This is a genomic window from Vibrio casei, assembly GCF_002218025.2.
GTDB classification, from domain to species: domain Bacteria; phylum Pseudomonadota; class Gammaproteobacteria; order Enterobacterales; family Vibrionaceae; genus Vibrio; species Vibrio casei.
In genome coordinates this window covers 257,320-279,780 of record NZ_AP018681.1, presented here as the reverse complement: position 1 = coordinate 279,780, position 22,461 = coordinate 257,320, and the positions used below count along the sequence as shown (strand labels likewise).

Annotated in this window: 18 protein-coding genes and 1 pseudogene; 9 read left to right on the top strand and 10 right to left on the bottom strand. The window is 42.8% G+C overall.

Translation table 11 applies throughout. The features are described from left to right. The first annotated feature begins 246 nt into the window (after window positions 1-246). From VCASEI_RS14175 to VCASEI_RS14160, 4 genes are all read left to right on the top strand, one after another. Window positions 247-621, top strand: a complete 375-nt coding sequence (locus tag VCASEI_RS14175) for a hypothetical protein (protein WP_110957753.1) — start codon at window positions 247-249, stop codon at window positions 619-621. Further along, complete coding sequence (gene tnpB, locus VCASEI_RS14170) at window positions 618-944, top strand: IS66 family insertion sequence element accessory protein TnpB (RefSeq protein ID WP_004393962.1); 327 nt, start codon at window positions 618-620, stop codon at window positions 942-944. Before VCASEI_RS14175 ends, tnpB (VCASEI_RS14170) begins: the two co-directional genes overlap by 4 nt. A gap of 115 nt (window positions 945-1,059) precedes the next feature. Further along, window positions 1,060-2,658 (top strand): IS66 family transposase, encoded by a 1,599-nt coding sequence (gene tnpC / locus VCASEI_RS14165; RefSeq protein ID WP_110957756.1) that lies wholly within the window; start codon window positions 1,060-1,062, stop codon window positions 2,656-2,658. Between the two features lie 90 nt (window positions 2,659-2,748). After that, entirely contained in the window at window positions 2,749-3,465 is a 717-nt protein-coding gene (locus tag VCASEI_RS14160) for a type 1 glutamine amidotransferase (RefSeq protein ID WP_086960282.1), read from the top strand. Window positions 3,466-3,954: 489 nt separating this feature from the next. Here VCASEI_RS14160 and VCASEI_RS19455 read toward each other — a convergent pair whose 3' ends face one another. Together VCASEI_RS19455 and VCASEI_RS14155 are read right to left on the bottom strand one after the other, a co-directional pair. Then, on the bottom strand, window positions 3,955-4,140 hold the full coding sequence (locus tag VCASEI_RS19455; RefSeq protein ID WP_140396199.1) for a hypothetical protein: 186 nt from the start codon (window positions 4,138-4,140) through the stop codon (window positions 3,955-3,957). A 22-nt stretch (window positions 4,141-4,162) separates the two neighbouring features. Next, a pseudogene (locus VCASEI_RS14155) lies at window positions 4,163-5,720 on the bottom strand (IS3 family transposase). Window positions 5,721-6,143: 423 nt separating this feature from the next. Here VCASEI_RS14155 and VCASEI_RS14150 point away from each other — a divergent pair. From VCASEI_RS14150 to VCASEI_RS14140, 3 genes are read left to right on the top strand one after another with little or no spacing between them, the layout of a single operon-like run. Beyond that, entirely contained in the window at window positions 6,144-6,875 is a 732-nt protein-coding gene (locus VCASEI_RS14150) for a hypothetical protein (RefSeq protein WP_110957811.1), read from the top strand. Next, window positions 6,875-7,855 carry a hypothetical protein gene (locus VCASEI_RS14145; protein ID WP_110957810.1) on the top strand — a complete coding sequence of 327 codons (981 nt, stop codon included), beginning with the start codon at window positions 6,875-6,877 and terminating at the stop codon, window positions 7,853-7,855. Before VCASEI_RS14150 ends, VCASEI_RS14145 begins: the two co-directional genes overlap by 1 nt. Next, window positions 7,852-8,793, top strand: coding sequence for an AcaB family transcriptional regulator (locus tag VCASEI_RS14140; RefSeq protein ID WP_086960279.1), 942 nt, complete (start codon window positions 7,852-7,854; stop codon window positions 8,791-8,793). The genes VCASEI_RS14145 and VCASEI_RS14140 overlap by 4 nt, the downstream gene beginning before the upstream one ends. 1,643 nt (window positions 8,794-10,436) lie before the next feature. Here VCASEI_RS14140 and tnpC (VCASEI_RS14135) read toward each other — a convergent pair. The 3 genes from tnpC (VCASEI_RS14135) to VCASEI_RS14125 form a co-directional block, all read right to left on the bottom strand. Further along, window positions 10,437-12,035: an IS66 family transposase gene (gene tnpC, locus VCASEI_RS14135; RefSeq protein WP_110957756.1), complete on the bottom strand. Its 1,599-nt coding sequence runs from the start codon at window positions 12,033-12,035 to the stop codon at window positions 10,437-10,439. Between the two features lie 115 nt (window positions 12,036-12,150). Beyond that, window positions 12,151-12,477 carry an IS66 family insertion sequence element accessory protein TnpB gene (gene tnpB / locus VCASEI_RS14130; protein WP_004393962.1) on the bottom strand — a complete coding sequence of 109 codons (327 nt, stop codon included), beginning with the start codon at window positions 12,475-12,477 and terminating at the stop codon, window positions 12,151-12,153. Next, on the bottom strand, window positions 12,474-12,848 hold the full coding sequence (locus tag VCASEI_RS14125; protein WP_110957753.1) for a hypothetical protein: 375 nt from the start codon (window positions 12,846-12,848) through the stop codon (window positions 12,474-12,476). Before VCASEI_RS14125 ends, tnpB (VCASEI_RS14130) begins: the two co-directional genes overlap by 4 nt. A gap of 168 nt (window positions 12,849-13,016) precedes the next feature. Here VCASEI_RS14125 and VCASEI_RS14120 point away from each other — a divergent pair, with 168 nt between their 5' ends. Then, entirely contained in the window at window positions 13,017-13,814 is a 798-nt protein-coding gene (locus VCASEI_RS14120; protein WP_086960283.1) for an AraC family transcriptional regulator, read from the top strand. 275 nt (window positions 13,815-14,089) lie between these two features. Here VCASEI_RS14120 and VCASEI_RS14115 read toward each other — a convergent pair whose 3' ends face one another. Next, window positions 14,090-14,611 (bottom strand): PH domain-containing protein, encoded by a 522-nt coding sequence (locus VCASEI_RS14115; protein ID WP_086960284.1) that lies wholly within the window; start codon window positions 14,609-14,611, stop codon window positions 14,090-14,092. A gap of 756 nt (window positions 14,612-15,367) precedes the next feature. Between VCASEI_RS14115 and VCASEI_RS14110 the strand changes: the two genes are divergently transcribed. Then, window positions 15,368-16,393, top strand: a complete 1,026-nt coding sequence (locus VCASEI_RS14110) for an IS110 family RNA-guided transposase (protein ID WP_110957809.1) — start codon at window positions 15,368-15,370, stop codon at window positions 16,391-16,393. A 353-nt stretch (window positions 16,394-16,746) separates the two neighbouring features. On the opposite strand, the gene galK is transcribed toward VCASEI_RS14110, so the two are convergent. The 4 genes from galK to cpdB form a co-directional block, all read right to left on the bottom strand. Further along, window positions 16,747-17,913, bottom strand: coding sequence for a galactokinase (gene galK, locus VCASEI_RS14105; protein ID WP_089110454.1), 1,167 nt, complete (start codon window positions 17,911-17,913; stop codon window positions 16,747-16,749). Between the two features lie 108 nt (window positions 17,914-18,021). Continuing rightward, window positions 18,022-19,101 (bottom strand): UDP-glucose--hexose-1-phosphate uridylyltransferase, encoded by a 1,080-nt coding sequence (locus VCASEI_RS14100; protein WP_086962957.1) that lies wholly within the window; start codon window positions 19,099-19,101, stop codon window positions 18,022-18,024. 8 nt (window positions 19,102-19,109) lie between these two features. Next, window positions 19,110-20,135, bottom strand: coding sequence for a UDP-glucose 4-epimerase GalE (gene galE, locus VCASEI_RS14095; protein WP_086962958.1), 1,026 nt, complete (start codon window positions 20,133-20,135; stop codon window positions 19,110-19,112). A gap of 240 nt (window positions 20,136-20,375) precedes the next feature. After that, window positions 20,376-22,337: a 2',3'-cyclic-nucleotide 2'-phosphodiesterase gene (cpdB, locus tag VCASEI_RS14090; RefSeq protein ID WP_089110455.1), complete on the bottom strand. Its 1,962-nt coding sequence runs from the start codon at window positions 22,335-22,337 to the stop codon at window positions 20,376-20,378. Window positions 22,338-22,461 lie beyond the last annotated feature (124 nt).

Genomic DNA, 22,461 nt, shown 5'->3' with positions numbered 1-22,461 from the left:
TGAATTTTCTGGTTGGTTGTTGCTCTTAACGTATCTTATATGAGTGTTTGAAAATTTTGGTTCATAGCGTTCATGACAGAAAATTTCGAGCTGCCTTGAGTCGAATAGGAAGACATTCACGAGCACATTTATTTATAAATGTTGATCAAAAGTTCATTCGATACAGCGTGAGCTTACGGCAGCATAGCTCAACTTAACTCGCCAGCTCTGGTTTACTAAGTGCTTATCCAATATAAGGAAGGCACCATGCAAAACCAGAAAAACCTGATTCAGGCCACTGCTGACTTTGAGCACTGGCGACAAACCCGCATTAATAAACATGCCAGTATCCCCGATGAACTACGCTGCTTAGCACTCAAGCTGCTTGAAGAATATCCGATCAGTCACGTGACCAAAGCACTACGGATCTGCACCACCCAGCTCAATGACTGGCGCAAGCAACTTCCCGTTAAGTCGTCCGCTCCTGATTTTGTTCCGTTACAGATAGAGCCTGATTTACTACCTAAATCAGACCTGAGCCTTCAGCTCACTCTTCCTAATTCAAGTCAGATCTGTATCAGCGGCCTTGTCTCTCCTGACTTATTGCGAGCTCTGATACAAGAAGCAGGAGAAGTAAAATGATCCACCTGACTGCTGAGAGTAAAATCCTGCTTGCGACTCAACCAGCCGATTTTCGCTGTGGTATTGATGGACTCGCCGCCCTGTGTCGTCATCAGCTAAAACAGTCGCCTCGTAGCGGAACCCTGTTTGTGTTTACCAACCGCCGTCAAACCATGCTTAGAGCATTATGTTATGACGGCTCTGGCTTCTGGTTAATCAATAAACGCCTGAGCAAAGGCCGCTTTCAAGATTGGCCCCGTCATCACCAAGATGGGGTGACCCCTGTCGCCGCGAAGCAGCTTAAAGCTCTGTTGGTGGGGCTGCCTGGCTGGCAAAAAGTATGACCGTACGCACACTATTCCCCCTTAAGTTATCGATCCTCACGATCATGTTGACTGATCCCACAATGCTGGAATAATTGAGCGCATCAGCACTGCAAGCCAGCCGACAGGAACTTAAATGGCGCAAGACTTTACCGATATTGACAGCGAAGAGCTGGACGGGCTTATCCAGCGAGTGCACGAGGCAAAGGAGCACGACTTAGCACTGAGTGCGGAAGATTGCCACATCTTGTTGAAGGCATTAAAGACGCTGGCTGCCTTGCAAGAGCGTCTGTCTGATAACGATATCACCCTGCATAAATTGCGTAAGTTGGTTGGCATGGTCAAGTCATCAGAAACGATGGACACTCTACTCGGCCAGAAAAATAAGAAAAACAAAAACCGCGGTCAAAAACGTCCTAAGCCTAAAAATACCCAACCCAGCACACCACCAGTGAAACCGAAAGTCACTCAGCATAAACTGGACGATCTAAAGAAAGGCGATAGTTGCCCCGAGTGTCAAAAAGGCAAGTTATATAAATACGAGCCCGCTACGCTGTTGCGGATCACTGGGCAAAGTCCGTTCGTCCCAGAGCAACACGTTATGGAGCGGCTACGTTGCAATGCCTGTGGTCAGTACTTCACTGCCAAGTTACCTAATGACGTGATAAATGATGGAGAGCCAAGCCAGAAGTATGGTTACAGTGCCCGCAGCCTGATGGCTCTTCACAAGTTTTTTGCAGGTGCACCCTACTATCGTCAGGAGAGTACGCAAGCGCTGATGGGGATTAAACTGACCGCCTCAACCATCTTTGACCAAGTCGAGTTAGTCGCCAATAGCTTGCAACCCATTTATAACTTGTTAAGAGTGTTTGCCGCAAACGCAGAGCACTATTATTTAGATGACACGACCAACCGAATTTTAGACAAAGTCCCGATAGAAAAGCCGCAGAGAAATGGAACAAAAACCCGAGAGCGCAGTGGTGTTTACAGCTCCGGTTTAGTCGCGGGCTTAAAAGAGGGTCGTACTGTCGTGTTGTATCAGACCAATATCGGTCATGCCGGCGAGTTCATCGACGAGATTTTACATGACCGTGGCCGGACACTCGCGCCCCCGATATTGATGAGTGATGCCTTATCCAGCAACCGCCCATCGCTTGATTACGTGGTCGAACACAGTCTGTGCAACAGTCACGGACGACGGCAGTTTGCCGAAGTCCTTAATCAGTTTCCAGATGAAGTGGAGCAAGTACTACAGTGGTATGGTGAAATCTGGCGACACGATGATGAAGCCAGGGAGCTAGGACTTAACGCGGGGCAACGGTTAGCTTGGCATAAAAAGCTATCACTTCCGGTAATGGAGCAGATCCGAAACTGGGGTCAGGCCGAGCTGAACAGGGGAAGTACAGAAGAAAACAGCGGGCTTGGTAAAGCAATTAATTATTTTACTAAGCATTATGAGGGGCTGACCGCCTTCTGCCGTCTCGAGGGAGCACAGCTGGATAATAACCGAGCGGAGCAAGCACTCAAGCTAGTTGCTCGCAACCGAAAAAATGCCCTGTTCCATAAAACACAGGCTGGTGCGAGCATTGCGGATGTGATCATGGCGATGATAGCGACATCAGCCGAAGCGGGTATAAATGTGCTGGATTACTTTAATACGATACAGCGAATGGAAAGTGAAGTTAAGGCTAATCCACAACAGTTCTTGCCCTGGAATTATCAGTCCAATATCTAATCAAAACAGGCTCTGGCTTTCGGCCAGAGCCGCTTCTTAATACCTATGTACACTATCTTCTCGTAAGCTCACTACATAAAAGGCAGAAAAATGCATATTCACTTTATTATTCATGAATATTTTGAAGCTCCTGGAGCCTATGAGGCTTGGGCAAAAAGTCATGATCATACCATCACTTATTCTCGGGTATATGAAGATGAACCTCTCCTACACAATGTTGAAGGTATCGATTTTCTGATTGTAATGGGAGGACCTCAAGACCCAGTAACAACAACTGAACAATGCCCTCACTTCGATGCTAAAAGGGAACAGGAAGTCATTTCAAAAGCCATTGACGCTGGAAAAGTTGTGATTGGTATCTGTTTAGGTTCGCAACTGATTGGTGAAGCTTTAGGGGGACAATACGAACATAGCCCAGAGCGTGAAATTGGTAAGTTTCCGATCACATTAACGGATGATGGTTTGGCACATCCGTTATTTGATCATTTTGGCAACGTTCTGGAAGTTGGTCATTGGCATAACGATATGCCAGGGCTAACAACCAATGCACAATTGATTGCGTATAGTGAAGGTTGTCCGAGACAAATAGTTGCTTATAGTGACTTAGTATTTGGTTTTCAGTGTCATATGGAGTTGACTAAAGAAGTCGTAGCGTTGTTAATTGAAAACGATGATCTAAGTGAAGCGGCAAAATATCGATTTGTCGATGAACCCGACGTATTACTCAACCATGACTATGATGAAATGAACCAAAAATTACATGAGTTTTTAGATAAGCTAGAAGGCTACTATAAATCAAATCATTAAGTGACTCTTCATTATTTTTGAATGAATTGTAGTGGCATAGTGAATTTGGTCACATTTTTAGATTTTCCCTTATATTTTCTTATCTGAAAGTTAACTGTATTGTTTGTTATTGTAACTTGAAGATGTCCAAAAACGACTTACAACTTCACCATAATCGCTTCATGTGTAGCGGCATATGGGATTCGTCCTAATGCACAATTTGTTTTTTACCTACTTGTGGCAATAAAACGGCCAACACCTCATTTTGTTGGTAATAGCTTTCATCTTTGGATCGTATCCAGTGTTGTTCAACCACACCCAATAAAAAATCCCAGTCAATTCGGTGAACTGACTGGGATTATAATTAGTTGGGAAAACTTAATTCATTAATTATAGCAAGCCCTACTCCCACTCGAATATCAATGAGAAGAAAATCAAATTAAATAACAGCTAGTTAGAAAAGGTGCCTTTCGGCGTTTTTCAAGGTAGTTGTCACTACTTGCTTAATTATCAAGCAGCTTCTTTTTCTGGGTTCAGATGAACTTCTCCGATCGGCTCACAGTTCCTGATTTTCCCTGACCAGCGTTCTGGTCTTTTCTGGCGATGTTCCATCAACACCTTTGCTCGACGTTCCAAGATTTGCTTGTCTTTTCCACTATGGCGCTCTGATGGTGTGACAAAGTCGGTAGATTTCAAGGTAGTTGACCAGATTTTCTAATTATGCGGCTCTTTTTTGACCGCCATGTTCATTATTGTCTGCGCTTTTGGGGTTGAGTGTTACCGAACCAACGGGTGACCAGTCGCGAGTCTCCCTTGCCCAACGTTCAGGATGCTTGGCTTTCGCCTGCTGATACACAGTATGTCGCTTCGCCAGCACTGTTGTATCTAAGTTTCTGTGTCTTTCTGCTGGAGTGACGAACTTAATCGCACTGTGGTGATGCTCGTTGTTGTACCAGTTTACAAAATTCAGTATCCATTCACGTGCGTCTGCCAGCGTTTCGAAGCCATGCTCCGGATAGTTAGGCCGGTACTTGGCTGTACGGAACAATGACTCTGAATAGGCATTGTCATTACTCACGCCCGGACGATTGAAGGACGTTCGGATGCCCATTTCATCAAGCTTTGCACGCAAGGTGAGTGACCTCATGGGAGCCCCGTTGTCAGAATGTAAATAATGAGGCTTCACGAAACAGCGTTCACTGAAGGTGGCTCGCTCAATCAGCTGAGAAGCAAGCGTTCCGCATTCGCAGTCATGGACTTCCCATTGCGACTGTAGATATCAATGACCATATAAAGGTACCAGTACAGACCACGAACCTTCGCGGGCAGATAACTGATATCCCAAGTCCAGATCTCATTGGGCTTTGTCGCCACATGAGAAGCGGGCTCCGTCGTAGGCTGTGGCGGTTTCGTCCGTCCTCGATGATGCAGTTGGTCGTTATCTTTCAGCACACGATATATGCTTGACTCGCTGGCGATATATTCTCCCTGATCGGCCAGTTTTGGCACGATTTGACTGGGGGGTAAGTTGGCATAGTCGGCCTCATTGCAGACATTCAAAATATGCTGACGCTCTTTCTCTGACAGCTTGTTTTTGGGCTCTGGTCTGATAGCCAGAGGACGAAGATCGGGCAACACATGACCCTGTGACGTACGCCAGCGGCGCAAGGTTCGCTGTGGAACTTGCATAAGGTCTGCAGCCTTGTACTGAGGCGCGCCATTAGCAACCGCTTCATCAAAAAGCGCCAGCAATGTCTCGCGCATATCGAGAGGAGTCAGTCCTCCTCGCTGTCGCTCCCATACAAGGCCTTGAGCTTTTTTGACAGCACCAATAGCGCCGCCGTTTCTGCCAGGGCTTTGTCTTTACGATGCAGCTCTGCTTCCAATTTTCGGATACGCTTTTTATCCGCTCTACGCGCTGTCTGCTCTGCTTTCTTAGATTGCTCAGCTTGACCCGCACCGCTGATACAAGCGAGTTTCCACGCTTTAACTTGTTCAGGGTACAAACCTTTCTGGCGACAATACTGGCTAAGCTCAGTTTCTGACAAACTGGCGGTTTCGATGACGGTGGCGAACTTGGCTTCAGCTGACCAATGTTCAGAATTTTTTTGATTACCTGGCACAGGTTTACCTTCGGAGCGGAGTTTATTACGCCAATTGTATAACGTTGCTTCGCTGATGTGATCCTCCGCAGCAACTTCTGGAATGGTTTTGTTATGCGGTGGCAGTAGCTTCTTCAAGATGGCAGCTTTTCTTTCTTCGGAATATCTCGGCATAGTGTCCTTCGTTAGCCCTCCATTGCTGGATTTTTGGGCGATCTAAGATCTGGACAACTATCCTGACACCGGGGGTTACAGTCGGCTCTTAAATCACTACCTAAAACTGATTTCGATAAAATCTCTGATGTTTTCACAACTGTTGTTGAAGAAATAAAACTAGAGTTTGAAATCGAAGCTGAAAAACTCAAAACAACTGAACATGTTGTTGGTGATGCTTACCAAAAGCTTTTAGATCAAGGGATTAGCCCTGAAATGATTAAGCAGACCCTCAGTAAAATGGTTTAGTGACACTATTTATATGCCCACTAAAAAAAAATTGATGCAAATAATTTCACTTTTTTGTGTCAATTTTTTTTTTAACGACATAGATAGATTAGAGAGAATTAAAAAAACGTTCTCATCAAACTGTATGGAGGTTATATGACAAGCTTAGAAATGGTTAACGCAATCATAAAAGGTGAGACTGTAGATAGAGAGATGACAACTCTTTCTGAAAGTTCATTCAAACAAATTCAGTACGAGACGGAAAAAGCAAAAACCTTATTGAATGGATACGTTCGTGAGTTTTCATCCGTTGTGCAAGTAAGGAAATTGATCTATTCAAAACAGAGAATCAATCGCTCAAAAATTGCACTAGGCATCCTGAATGAAAGTGATTTCAATATAGATCAGCTATTTACTATTTTAGATTATCTGCACACAGCTCTTGCAGATGAAGATGTAATTGAGGGCTTTTTGAATGTCCCTCGGTATTTCAATAAAAATACAAACCTTGAAGAAACGGCAAATGATGTGGCTGAATTTTTTGCCATGTTGCTGCTTCTTAATGCACTTAACGAAGAAATATTATTTAGCATCATATCCCAAGCATTTGCTAAATCCCTTTTGCAAGTGACGTCGGAATATCAAGAATTAATAGATGAAGTCTATAAACCAGAAGTATCTCCGAACGTAAATTTCCAAATAAAGATCATAATTTCAATCATCTTACATATTCAAAACAATAGTGAATGCGTGGAATACAAAGAAGAGATCAAAGGGATGAGTAAAGAACTTGTCTTGCTTATAAGTCAGCAGTTTTTTGACCACATTCAAGTCAATTATTCACGAAACACACATCGAATTTTGTCTACGAAACAGGTTGATAGTTAATGCTTACACTTGAACGTAAAGCCAATTTAGTCGATTACATTTTGATAAAGCTATCTGCAAACTTTCTCACTACTGACCTAATCAATGTGAACATTATTCGTGATGACACAGGCGAAGTATCGGTAGCTTTTCATGAAATATTTGCGGCTTTTTATGCTGGCATAGATTTAACGAATTTAATTAACCAAACACACAAAGTCGGCTCCGGTATCTGCTTAGTAGATAAAGATGAAACCTTGATGCTGAGAGACAGTTTACGTGAACAATCTTCAAACAATAGAAACATAAAGGTACCGAGACTTATGGCTAGTGAACTCACTGAAAAACCATTACTCAGTGTCAGAGACAAGCGACTTTTGAAGAATCTCGCTGTTGATACCGACGTACAATATGTGCGGTCTTTTTTTAATAAAAATGCTGATGGATTACCAACTGTAACCTCAGCTATGCGCCTTTATAATTTATCGAGAAAGGATGCAACAACTGTCTGCGCAATGGATAGCTTAGTTCCAATTTTCGATGCAATTGATAGCTATCACTCCAAATTATCGCGTGGCGATGAAGTAATTAATAGCTTCATCGCTAAAGACTCTCAGCATCATTTTGACCGTTTTACTCAATTGGTTGTTGATACTGCATATACACATTATACGTTGATGAGATTCTTTGCTAATAAGGCCACATCACATCAAATCGCCGCGCTTACGTTACCTATCTTGATTTCTGCTCGCTCACGAATAAGGTTCACTTGCGTTTATTCAAGTCAAATAGAGAAGTACCGAAAGCAACACAGTCGAACAACGCCAAGTCGCATATTAACAATGAATGAAAAGATGGCCATTCATGAACTCTACGAAAAATTAAAAATAGAACTGAACTCTGAAGCGGAAGCAATGATCCGCGTTGCTGAGCTGTTAAACAAAGACATATTGCAATTTAGAGACATCCTAAAACGTCAAAGAAGGGAAGGGACAAAATGAATACAAGATTCGGTGATGTGAAAGAACCTAACACTAACAAAAGCATCAAAGTTCAAGAAGATGATGAACTAAAAAATGAAAATGATGTTCATAATGAAAACGACAACATGAACAGATTTGTATTAACAGTTAGTCAAAACAGGCCAACTTTTAACACAATTGAAATTAAATTCATGACTCGTGATGCTGTGCGTTTAATCGATCCTGAGATCATCCCTCAAAGAAAGAAAAAAACATTCCTGCCTGCAATCAGGTCATTCGATACGAGAATCAATAAAATCATTAATGCTTCTCGTCAAGATGATCCATTTGCAGATCAAGTTTTACTTGATACTGAGCGTGCGATTAACCATTTTAACGAAACGATAACTGAACAAACTAATGGCCTTCGCAGTCAGATAAAAGCATTGTTTGAATTAAATGAAGCTAAGTTGAAGCTTGATAATAATGCTCATGCATTTACTGTGAATGTTAACCTAAAGAATAACCTCTCTACTGCTATGCTCTGGTCTTTAAAACATCTTGATACGATGCTTTATTTAGTCTTCCAGGCAGAGAAACACTGTGTGATATCTTCACAACAATCACGCATATACCGTCAAGAAGCAAAGAAAGATTTTAGATCTCTACTTGGCTTGAATTCGTCATGGAAGAACACTTCTATTAGTCGTGAAGATATAGCACAGAAGACGCAACGCACAGCTAAAGCGTTCGAAGATAACCATCTTATCAATTTAAGTCTTGAGGTGTTACTACTTGATATAAGAGCTGATTCTGCGCCACGGATTACACGTCGTGACAATAACTTCATGTCTACTGCAACGAGAGAGAAGATACTATCAATATACAATGGTGTTACCGAACAGAGTGACGATGAAACCATTGATAGTGACAGTATAGAAACAAATGAAAGCAGCAAAGAACAAGCTACATCTTAGGCTGCATTAATACATAAATAAGAAGGTCGATAATCAATCGGCCTTTTTTTATCTTAATTTTCTGGGTGACTCTACTACTATCGATGAGCACTTTGATGTAGATTTCATTTTTACATCACCATGAAAAATGAGGCCAACAATCTCAAAACTTTCATGGATGCTGCCGCCAAAACAACCTCGTGACATTCATTCATGTTGACCGAAAACAGATCAAACCCTACTTTTTAAAATCCCCCAAAATCAAAATTTAAAACACTCATCTAAATCACAGGAGGGACCATAGAACAATCCCCAAACCTTTCCAACTGACTAACTTAATGATGCAATCTTAGGCCGTCTAAATGACGTTAGGTGAATTGCTACGCAACAAAATTCAGATTTGTAAGCATTGTAAATTCGATAAACTTGGCTCACCGTTTATAGGTATGATTTAAATCATTCACCTTTCGAGGTGCGTAGAAAACTCAATACACTGCCTTCGAAAGCACGTTCTAGCGCTCACTAAAAACGTATTGATCTACGCACAGATAAAAATTTTGGTCATCATCCTGCTCACCTTTGCATGGCACGGTTCGAACACTTTCAATCCACTATAAGGTGGTTTTTGAGTCACAAAATAAGCTAAGAAATCTTTTATTAGATCGATAAAGGAGAGGGGTGGGATCATAAATCGGGACACTCTGTTAAGCATTTTTTTGTTCAAAGCTTTCTCTTGGATGGTTAATTTTTTCACCAACCTTTACTCGAACACACAGCTTAATAACCTCAAATGTGCATGCATGTAACTCAAAAAAATCACTTCAACGCTTCGACCAAACAGACGAAAGTGCATTCATTAGACGCTGTATCGAATGAACTTTTGATCAACATTTATAAATATATTTACTCGTGAGTGTCTTCCTATTCGACTCAAGGCAGCTCGAAATTTTCTGTCATGAACGCTATGAACCAAAATTTTTAAACACTCATATAAGATACGTTAAGAGCAACAACCAACCAGAAAGTTCAGGTAAGGAATGACGAATTTTAAGTCCATAAAAGTGAAAGTAACAATGAATAATATCTTTTCATAACGCGAACGTTCATGCTTTCGGACGTCGTGAATGTGAACTGCTTTACCTCAACGATTAGGATTTTGATGCCAATACTTTACCTTTAAAGCTGCAATAAAAACTCAATAATCTATCTTCGAAAGATCGATCTTGTGCTCAATAAAAACCTTGTGGCCTGCTCTAAGTTTTAACTTACGATCATCGTTCAACTCACTTTTGTATGGCGAGATTAGAGCGCATTAATTCCACTGCAAGGAGATTTTGAGTCAGAAGACAAGCTATGAATCTCCCTGATAAATCTTGTTTTAGATCGATGATAGGGTAGGTGGATAACGTAAATCGGGACACTCAGTTAACCAAATTTTCCTTCAACACTTACTCTTGGCTGGATAGTTATTTCAACTAACCTTTACTCGAACACATAGTTTAATTACCTCAAATGTGCATGCGTGTAACTCAAAAAAATCACTTCAACGCTTCGGTCAAACAGACGGAAGTGCATTCATTAGACGCTGTATCGTGAGCTTACGAGAAGATAGTGTACATAGGTATTAAGAAGCGGCTCTGGCCGAAAGCCAGAGCCTGTTTTGATTAGATATTGGACTGATAATTCCAGGGCAAGAACTGTTGTGGATTAGCCTTAACTTCACTTTCCATTCGCTGTATCGTATTAAAGTAATCCAGCACATTTATACCCGCTTCGGCTGATGTCGCTATCATCGCCATGATCACATCCGCAATGCTCGCACCAGCCTGTGTTTTATGGAACAGGGCATTTTTTCGGTTGCGAGCAACTAGCTTGAGTGCTTGCTCCGCTCGGTTATTATCCAGCTGTGCTCCCTCGAGACGGCAGAAGGCGGTCAGCCCCTCATAATGCTTAGTAAAATAATTAATTGCTTTACCAAGCCCGCTGTTTTCTTCTGTACTTCCCCTGTTCAGCTCGGCCTGACCCCAGTTTCGGATCTGCTCCATTACCGGAAGTGATAGCTTTTTATGCCAAGCTAACCGTTGCCCCGCGTTAAGTCCTAGCTCCCTGGCTTCATCATCGTGTCGCCAGATTTCACCATACCACTGTAGTACTTGCTCCACTTCATCTGGAAACTGATTAAGGACTTCGGCAAACTGCCGTCGTCCGTGACTGTTGCACAGACTGTGTTCGACCACGTAATCAAGCGATGGGCGGTTGCTGGATAAGGCATCACTCATCAATATCGGGGGCGCGAGTGTCCGGCCACGGTCATGTAAAATCTCGTCGATGAACTCGCCGGCATGACCGATATTGGTCTGATACAACACGACAGTACGACCCTCTTTTAAGCCCGCGACTAAACCGGAGCTGTAAACACCACTGCGCTCTCGGGTTTTTGTTCCATTTCTCTGCGGCTTTTCTATCGGGACTTTGTCTAAAATTCGGTTGGTCGTGTCATCTAAATAATAGTGCTCTGCGTTTGCGGCAAACACTCTTAACAAGTTATAAATGGGTTGCAAGCTATTGGCGACTAACTCGACTTGGTCAAAGATGGTTGAGGCGGTCAGTTTAATCCCCATCAGCGCTTGCGTACTCTCCTGACGATAGTAGGGTGCACCTGCAAAAAACTTGTGAAGAGCCATCAGGCTGCGGGCACTGTAACCATACTTCTGGCTTGGCTCTCCATCATTTATCACGTCATTAGGTAACTTGGCAGTGAAGTACTGACCACAGGCATTGCAACGTAGCCGCTCCATAACGTGTTGCTCTGGGACGAACGGACTTTGCCCAGTGATCCGCAACAGCGTAGCGGGCTCGTATTTATATAACTTGCCTTTTTGACACTCGGGGCAACTATCGCCTTTCTTTAGATCGTCCAGTTTATGCTGAGTGACTTTCGGTTTCACTGGTGGTGTGCTGGGTTGGGTATTTTTAGGCTTAGGACGTTTTTGACCGCGGTTTTTGTTTTTCTTATTTTTCTGGCCGAGTAGAGTGTCCATCGTTTCTGATGACTTGACCATGCCAACCAACTTACGCAATTTATGCAGGGTGATATCGTTATCAGACAGACGCTCTTGCAAGGCAGCCAGCGTCTTTAATGCCTTCAACAAGATGTGGCAATCTTCCGCACTCAGTGCTAAGTCGTGCTCCTTTGCCTCGTGCACTCGCTGGATAAGCCCGTCCAGCTCTTCGCTGTCAATATCGGTAAAGTCTTGCGCCATTTAAGTTCCTGTCGGCTGGCTTGCAGTGCTGATGCGCTCAATTATTCCAGCATTGTGGGATCAGTCAACATGATCGTGAGGATCGATAACTTAAGGGGGAATAGTGTGCGTACGGTCATACTTTTTGCCAGCCAGGCAGCCCCACCAACAGAGCTTTAAGCTGCTTCGCGGCGACAGGGGTCACCCCATCTTGGTGATGACGGGGCCAATCTTGAAAGCGGCCTTTGCTCAGGCGTTTATTGATTAACCAGAAGCCAGAGCCGTCATAACATAATGCTCTAAGCATGGTTTGACGGCGGTTGGTAAACACAAACAGGGTTCCGCTACGAGGCGACTGTTTTAGCTGATGACGACACAGGGCGGCGAGTCCATCAATACCACAGCGAAAATCGGCTGGTTGAGTCGCAAGCAGGATTTTACTCTCAGCAGTCAGGTGGATCATTTTACTTCTCCTGCTTCTTGTATCAGAGCTCGCAATAAGTCAGGAGAGACAAGGCCGCTGATACAGATCTGACTTGAATTAGGAAGAGTGAGCTGAAGGCTCAGGTCTGATTTAGGTAGTAAATCAGGCTCTATCTGTAACGGAACAAAATCAGGAGCGGACGACTTAACGGGAAGTTGCTTGCGCCAGTCATTGAGCTGGGTGGTGCAGATCCGTAGTGCTTTGGTCACGTGACTGATCGGATATTCTTCAAGCAGCTTGAGTGCTAAGCAGCGTAGTTCATCGGGGATACTGGCATGTTTATTAATGCGGGTTTGTCGCCAGTGCTCAAAGTCAGCAGTGGCCTGAATCAGGTTTTTCTGGTTTTGCATGGTGCCTTCCTTATATTGGATAAGCACTTAGTAAACCAGAGCTGGCGAGTTAAGTTGAGCTATGCTGCCGTAAGCTCACTTTATGTAACGATTGGCTTCAAATGTTATATCAAATCTATATGGCGTACTTTATGCTAACTGACAACAAATATAGATAAGCAGACAATTATGCAAGCCAATGAACTCATACGAGGCTTTCCTGATAAACAACTCATAACCAAAACTACTACAATGATTTCTGGTTACGTGGATGACTTTCACTCGCACCCATGGCATCAAATAGTGTTTCCTCTTAAAGGGTTATTGCAATCAAACATTGGTGATAAATGTGTGGTAGTCCCTCACAATGGAATGCTTTATATACCCGCTAACACGGTTCACAAATCCATAGCCATTACTGATACTCAATTTTTAGCTATTTATCTTAACCCAGACAAATTTGTCCAATATGGAGATAAGCCTAAATCTTGTCTTGTAAACTCATTCATAAAAGAGTTAATACTAGTTTTGTTTGAGAACAATACCCTCTCGCAATCCGAACCCTATATCACTCATTTACTAATGGTATTGCGAGATCAAATAGTGGTGGCAAAGAGTTATGAAATACCACTACTCATTCCGACAGATAAACGTCTTTTATCTATTTTTGTGCAACTTAAGCTGCAACCTGATTTGTCATTCACATTAAATGAGTGGGCTACAAAGGTGGGAGCATCAGAGCGAACCCTATCTAGACTATGCTCGAAAGAGTTTTCCCAATCATTTTCATTATGGCGGCAAAGTATTAGGTTAGTTTTATCTCTGCAATTATTAGGCTCAAAAAAGAGCATTCAGGAAATTGCTTTAGAATTAGGATACGCTTCTGACTCTGCCTATATATACGCTTTTAAGAAAATGTTCGATCAGACACCAAGCAAATACCGCACTGAGATCTTAGAGCGCGATTCACACTCAGTAATCTCTTAAATTAGCCAGATCGGGCTTTCATTTTTACTCTTTAGGATAACTTCCAGTAAGAAAAACTAAAATTGGTCGAGTAATCAAGACTATTTGATCTAACTAGTTTGGGGGAAAGTGATTTTCCGCTAGGTTAGCGCTGGACAGGAATGGGCTAGCGATTAAATCCGAAATTGTGAAATTTGGATAAAAAATGTATTGATAGTACCTAAAATAAAGGTCTAAAACTGTGGCCAAATTTAATTGACCACAACACTTCTATCTTAAGTCTGACAAGGGTTTTGTTATAGCTTTTCAGACAGTTTCGTTAAATCCAAGATTTCCAAGTAAACTTCTTTATTTGAGGTAATGATGTAACTTTTTTGTTCATCTTTTAGCGTGATAAAAATGTATGGTGCAGTTGTCATTTGAACGAATGCTCTGCTTTTATCTTTTAAAGCGTAAGTACCGGCCTTGTAACCAAACAAGCCAATACCATTTTTCCTGATCGCGAGATTTTGCTCTGGTGGGAGTAAATCTTCTACATAAACAATGGTCTCAATATCCTTAAAATCAACCACTTCGCTATATAATAAACTATTAATTTCAAGGTTGATTGGATTTAGGATTACTTTGGAGGAAGAAAATTGCATCAACATTGCTATGAACGATGCCGTAGAGACGATAAGCGAAAAGATTATCACTTTTATCGTTATAGCTTTGTTTATTCCATATTCAGCTCCTACCGTGATTACTATTGGCATAACAAAGATTACTAAAAAGCCGAGTATGTACGTACTCATGTTTATCTGTAGTTCATAGGTCATATTTTTAGTCCAGATTAATAGTTGAGTGATTCTTCTGTTAGTGCATCAATAGTTCTAGTTCAGGAAACAGTTGTTTCGCATCGAGAATCGCTTTTTTAATCTCATCGAAACTTAATGCGCTGGTAAGTTTTTAGGTACATTCAAAACAACATTCCACACAGGCAGCAGTGCATTTATATGTCGTTATAATTGTTAATATTTTTGGTGATATTAATATTTCAAAACCCATGTGTAGTACCGTTGCTTAGATAAGTTTGAGTAACCCTCGCTTAAAGCGAAATCAAACTCATTACGATTCTTTGTCTGGTTATGTGATCAATATATAGATAATTTACTGCTTCAAATGATACATAAGTGGCAACCTTTCACATTAGAAAATATATGGAAAGAATGAGCAACGGACATGTTTGTAAAATTGCTGTCTAAATGGCTTTGGGGCATAAATAAGTTACTCACATCAACCCTCCCCCGCCCTCCCTTGGCTGTAAATCTTGATGCCAAGTATTCTTCATTGGTAAAGGGAGGGGGCTGTTTCGTTGGTAGGGTAGTAAGGGCAGATTCTACTAGTGCGCGCTAATCACAAAGCCCCGTCATCCCGTACATGAGTCTAGGCGAAGAAGATACGGGATCTCCTGCCACGTGTTGAGAAGTCAATTGCGGTAGGAGATCCCGGATAACTCAATGGTATGGACTCCTCACTTCCACTCACAATGTGAGCTAAAGTGAATGTAACCAAACAAAAAAGGAGCCCATACCATGAAAAATACTAGCATCATTTGCATTGATCTTGCTAAATCTAAATTCCAAGCAGGCTTATCCAATAAGCACAATATACTTAAATCAAATAAGCAATATTCTGAATCTGCACTATTGAAATTTGTTGCTATGCATCCCGAAGCTATTATTTGTATGGAGGCATGTGCCACCTCAAATTATCTTGGTCGTTACTTTCAAAACCAAGGACATAAAGTTCTGCTTATTCCTGCTCAGGTGGTTGCTAAATACCGACTGGGTAACAAGAATGATGCGAATGATGTTCTCGCTATTTACGAGGCAGCTAACCGCCCTAAAGTGAAATTTGTCGCAGTAAAAACCATTGAGCAACAAGATTTAGCAGCGTTATTAAAACTACGAGAGAGTTACGTAAAACGCAGAACTCAACTATCAAATAGAATTCGCGGTGTAGCAATGGAGTACGCTGTCAAAATGCCACAAGGCCTGAATCAGCTGCGAAAAAATCTTCCTGTTCACTTATCAGATATGAATAATGATCTCATTCATATTGCCCGCTTTGTTTTAAGTGATTTATATGAGCAGCTTATTAAAATAGACGAAAATATTGCAAAAGTGACCACTCAATTAATTGAATTTGCAAAGCAAATTCCTTCCTGCCAATTACTCATTACATTACCTGGAGTTGGTTGGATTGTAGCTAGTGGGTTATATTCTCGATTTGGTGATGCATCTATGTTTCGATTCGGTCGAGATGCTAGCGCTAGTTTAGGGCTAGTACCCGCTCATAATGGAACTGGTGGGAAAAATGTAAATATAGGTATATCTAAATCAGGAGATAGGACACTAAGGTCATTAGTTGTCCATGGAGCAAGAGCCGTAGTTTCTAACATAAAAGAAAAGCAGGATCCTTTAAGTTGTTGGATTCGTGAGCTTTTAAAGCGAAACCATCCAAATAAAGCCACAATTGCTGTCGCAAATAAAATAGTCAGAATGGCTTGCGCCATGCTGAAAACAAGCCAACCCTATCAACCACAATTCGCTAATTAAGCGTTGATAAGGCTGTATAAGTAGCAATTGGTGACTGTCGAGTACAACAAGTAGACAAGATGAAGTGTAACAAAGCACACAACAGAAACTCTGAGAGGAACGACGGTATAAAATACCTTTTACTCGTTAAGAACTGTTGTAATGTGAATTAAGCCATACAGGTTAAGGGTAGCTCCCTATTATAAAAAACCGAATATACGTGCACTTGTAATTTACACTAACAGCAAAATTTACTTGTTATACAAGAGGAGTCCATATACGTTCCTCGTTTCCGGGATGACAGGATGCAAGGAGATTAATAACGAGTCACGAGTCACGAGTCACGAGTCACGAGTCACGAGTCACGAGAAATTTTATATAACCTCCCCCGCACCATCCATCGCTTTGCACACATAAATGGTTTCTTTTAAACCTGTTTTTTCTTGGTATTGCGCTTCTACGGCTTGCTTCACTGCATCAACCAATGACGGTGGAACCAGTGAGACTACGCAGCCACCGAAGCCTCCGCCGGTCATGCGTACGCCGCCTTGAGTACCGATCACTTCTTTTACAATATCGACAATGGTATCGACTTCTGAACAGGTGATTTCAAAATCATCACGCATTGAAATATGAGATTGCTCCATTAATACTGCAAGGCGTGCCATGTCGTGATTTTTGAGGGCTGTTGCCGCTTCTACCGTACGATCATTTTCCGTGATGATATGACGAGCACGTTTGGCGACGACTGGATCAAGATCGGCTTGGCGCTCGATAAACTGTTCAATCGTCACATCGCGTAGTGCTTTCACGCCAAAGAACTCGGCGGCGGCTTCACATTGCTGACGACGCGTGTTGTATTCGCTATCCACCAAGCCACGTTTTTTATTCGAGTTGATGATCACAATCGCCATATCTTCTGGCATTGAAACTGCTTGAGTTTCCAATGAGCGGCAATCAATTAATAGTGAATGGTTACGCTGCCCTTCGGCGGAAATGAGCTGATCCATAATGCCGCAATTACACCCGACAAATTGGTTTTCTGCTTGCTGGCCGTTGAGTGCAATTTCTTGTTGAGAAATCTCTAGGCCATAAAGCACTTTGAATGTTTGTCCGATCACCACTTCTAGCGCGGCAGATGAGCTCAGCCCGGCCCCTTGGGGCACGTTGCCGCTGACTGCAATATCGGCACCTTTAAACTGATAGCCACGTTTTTGTAGGCAATCAATCACGCCACGAATGTAGTTAACCCACATGACGTCTTTATCAAACTCAAGCGGTTGTGAAATATCGAATTCATTCACTTCATTGTCATAATCAACCGCAATTATCCGCACGATATTGTCGTCACGTTTAGCGGCTGCAACAACGGTTTGGTAGTCAATCGCGCAAGGTAGTACAAAGCCATCGTTGTAGTCGGTATGTTCACCAATGAGGTTTACACGCCCCGGCGCTTGGATGATGTGTTTGGTGGCGTAGCCTAGTACGGTTTCAAACGCATTAGATACCGCTTGGATAAGTTGAGTGGTTCTTTCGGTCATAATAAAGCCCTAAATCGTTTCTCGTGGCTCGGAATCTCGTAACTCGGATCCAGCCTTTAAATATTGCGCTCAAACCTCGAGTAACGAGAGCCGAGCATCCTAAATTCGTTATTCTTTATAATGCTTATCGCTCAAGGCTCGTAGGCGTTCGGCGGCTTGCTCGGCGGTTAGATCGCGTTGGCTTTCGGCTAGCATTTCATACCCGACCATGAATTTTCTCACTGTGGCGGAGCGCAATAACGGCGGATAAAACAAGGCATGAAGTTGCCAATGTTCAGTACTTGTGTCGGTTTGTTCGCAGTCATGTTCAATCTTCTCATTCTCAAAAAAAGGCGCGTAATGCCAGCCCATTGAATACGGAAATGAGCATTGGAATAAATTATCGTAACGGCTGGTGAGTTTTTTAATCGCTAGCGCTAAATCATCACGCTGTGCATCGGTTAATTCACTCATGCGGCGAATGTGGGTTTTCGGCAGTAACATGGTTTCAAATGGCCACGCCGCCCAATACGGCACGACGGCAATCCAGTGCTCGGTTTCGACGACGGTACGCGCGCCATCTTTTAATTCTGACTGCACGTAATCGACCAGTAAATTCGAGCCGTATTGTTGATAGTAATCGCGTAGATGTTTGTCTTTACGTTCGATCTCATTGGGTAAGAAACTATTGGCCCAGATTTGCCCGTGGGGGTGCGGCTGAGAGCACCCCATCGCCTCGCCTTTATTTTCAAACGCTTGTATCCACAGGTACTCTTTACCGAGCTCTTCAATTTGCTCATTCCAGGTATCAATCACATTGCGAATTTGATTGAGTGGTAACTCGGGCAACGTTTTGCTGTGATCAGGCGAGAAGCAAATCACTCGACTTAAACCGCGCACGCCTTGAGTTTTAAATAGCGGATTAGCCGATTGTGGCGCATCCGGTGAATCAGGCATTAACGCGGCAAAGTCATTTTGAAAGACATAAGTGCCTTGATAATCAGGGTTCACATCACCGGATATACGCGTGTTAGTTGGGCATAAAAAGCAGCCCTCATCGTAAGGCTTAATACTATCGATAACAGGCTTTTCATCCTGACCACTCCACGGGCGTTTGGCGCGGTGTGGCGAGACTAAAATCCACTGCCCTGTCAGTGGGTTGTAACGGCGGTGCGGATGATCAACGGGGTTAAATTCTACCTTGGACATCTTCTTTCCTATTTCTCTAATTCGTCATAACCTTGCGGGTTGTTAGATTGCCAATGCCATGTATCGGCGCTCATTTGGGCGATATCACGGGTCGCTTTCCAACCTAAATCTTGTTCTGCTTTAGCGGTGCTTGCCCAGCATTCAGCAATATCTCCAGCTCGACGCGGATGAATTTCATAAGCCACCGGATGCCCACATGCTGCCGAAAATGCGTTAACCATATCGAGTACGCTACTACCTTTGCCAGTGCCTAGGTTGTAAATATGTAAGCCTGATTTATTAGTTAAGGCATTAAGCGCCGCAAGGTGGCCATCGGCTAAGTCCATCACATGAATATAGTCACGAACGCCGGTGCCGTCTGGTGTTGGGTAGTCATCACCAAACACCGCCAGTTTGTCACGACGACCGACTGCAACTTGTGCGATAAATGGCATTAGGTTATTCGGAATACCTTGTGGATCTTCACCCAGAGTGCCAGAAGGATGCGCACCAACAGGGTTGAAGTAACGCAGTAGCGTAATGCTCCAATCGTCTTCTGCGGTAAACAAATCACTCAAGCATTGTTCAACAATATATTTGCTGCGGCCGTAAGGGTTTGTGGTAGCTCCGGTTGGAGAGTCTTCGGTAATGGGTACTTGTTGTGGATCGCCATACACGGTAGCAGATGAGCTAAAAATGATGTTCTTCACGCCCGCTTTGCGCATACTACGCGCCAACACTAAAGAGCCGTTGACGTTGTTATCGTAATATTCCAATGGCTTGGAAACTGACTCCCCGACCGCTTTTAAGCCCGCAAAGTGGATCACGGCATCGATTTGATGCTGAGCAAAAATAGAATCAAGAAATGCTTCATCACGCACATCGCCTAAATGAAAGCTCGGACGCTGCCCGGTTAAGGCTTCAATGCGATTCAGAACCAGTGCTTTACTATTGGATAAGTTATCCATCACCACTGGTGTGTGGCCATTTTCGATTAACTGAACACAAGTATGGCTGCCGATATAGCCCAAACCACCTGTCACTAATACTTTCATTTATGCCTCCATGATTGCTGCGTAAACAAATATCTCTTAAACAGGAAAACGATTACAGCAACGCTAGACTATTTTTAATAAGGTTATACTAGCAGGTGCAGGAGCTTTAATTCTGTGATCCAACACAAAAAATGAAAACGTTTACACAAAGAACGAAAACTCATAATTGAGAGCATAAAAAAGCCCGACACTTCACATGCGGGCTTGATAGTTTGTATATCTAGGGTTTAGGTATGATGACTATTTCTTCAAATCAATCTGATACACCGCAAAACCAACATCATCTTTGCCGACTTTTTTCATTGGATATCGCGCTTTATCTTTAATGAATTTCGCCGCGAGATCGCTTGGTGAGGTTTCAAACTGCACTTTCAGATCCGCATCCGTTTTAATCGGTGCAAACGACCAGTTGTTATCCGCGCTTGGCGTGACTTCACCTTTCTCTTTACTGATGCGAGAAATGTAGTCTGCCAAGATAGTGCGGTTTTCATCTGGTGAATCAAAAGCTACGTGGTCTGCACCGGTACCGGCGAACGTGCCGCTGTAAGCGCGGTAGTTATTGGTTGCCACAATAAAGATTTGCTTCGGCTTAATTGGTTCACCTTGGTAGGTTAACCCCACAATGCGGTGCGAATCTTTATTGATAAGCTTACAATTGGCATCATATCGAGCGGGTTTGGTGATGTCGATTTGGTAGTTCACGCCATCGATCACATCAAAGTTATAAGTGCGGAATTCATCCCAGTTGATCAGAGATTGAACCTTATCGCTATTTGGATCAATTTGATTAAACTGGCCTGCTGAGCATTCCAACCATTCTTGCACTTCTTCACCCGATACTTTCATCGCCACTAGTGTATTTGGGTAGAGGTATAAATCGGCCGCATTACGGAAAGTTAATTGGCCAGATTCCACTTCGGTAAAGTTTGAAGGATCGTTTTTACGACCGCCCGCTTTAAATGGTGCTGCTGCGGCAAGTACTGGCAAGCCATCTAAATTTGGGTCACCTTGAATAAAGCGTTCGACGTAATCTTTCTGCGCGAGGTTCACGATTTGAACGGTAGGATCGTCTTGCACTAATGACAAGAAGCTATACATCACGTCATTTGCTTTACCGATAGGCTGATTGACAAACTTGCGCGTCGCTTGGTGATCTTGGTCTATCGCATGCTTCACTTCAGGGTCTTCTGCTGCCAACGATTTTTGCTTATTGGCATCATAAATTGGACGTGCGACAGCGGTTCCATCGGCAACCGCCCATTTACCGTCTTTTTGTTCTAGCTCTAAATCAATCACACCAACATGACTACCCCAACGGCCTGGCATCACAGATGGAATACCATTGATAGTCCCTTTCTTGATATCCGCACCATCCACATTAGCAAATTCTTTACTTGGGAAAACGGCGTGAGCATGGCCAAAGGTAATCGCATCAATACCCGCTACTTTTGTTAAGTAATAAACGGAATTTTCCGCCCCTTGCTGATATTTCTCGGTCGAAATTCCTGAGTGTGGGATCGCGACAATTACGTCTGCGCCTTCGGCTCTCATCTTAGGAATAAAGGCTTCGGCAGTTTGCTTAATATCGTTAACTTGAACTTTACCGGTTAGGTTTTTCTTATCCCACACCATGATTTGTGGTGGTACAAAACCAATGTAACCGACTTTGATATCATGCGATTGGCCATCAGTATCTTTAAATTTGTAGTCCTTAATCACGTAAGGATTGAAATAATTTTTACCGGATTTGTCATCGACAATATTGGCATTCACATAAGGGAATTTTGCGTCATTAGTCGCTTCGGCAAGAAAGTCTAAACCGTAGTTAAATTCATGGTTACCGAAGTTAGCCACATCATAATTAAGTAGATTCATCGCTTTATAAGCAGGATGGACATCACCGGATTCTAACCCTTTGGCCGCGACATAATCGCCCATTGGACTACCTTGGATTAAGTCACCGTTATCGATCAATACGCTATTGGTTACTTCCCCACGCGCTTGCTTAACCACAGTGGCGGCGCGCACTAAACCAATTTGGTTGGATGGCTTATCTTTATAGTAGTCGTAGTCCATGATATTGGCGTGAATATCGGTGGTTTCGACGACGCGAAGTTTGATGGTATCGGCAAAGGCAGGGTTAGCTATGCTGATCATCCCGACCAGAACAGAAAGCGAAATAGGGTGACGAACAAAATTCATGAAACACTCCGGTGTGAATTTTTTAATAATAAGAGTTGTTAGTTAAAAGTGTTGAGCGACTTATCAATCAGGCGCAATAATATGATCACTTCAATTAAAAATATGTGACAGAAAACAAGTTTAT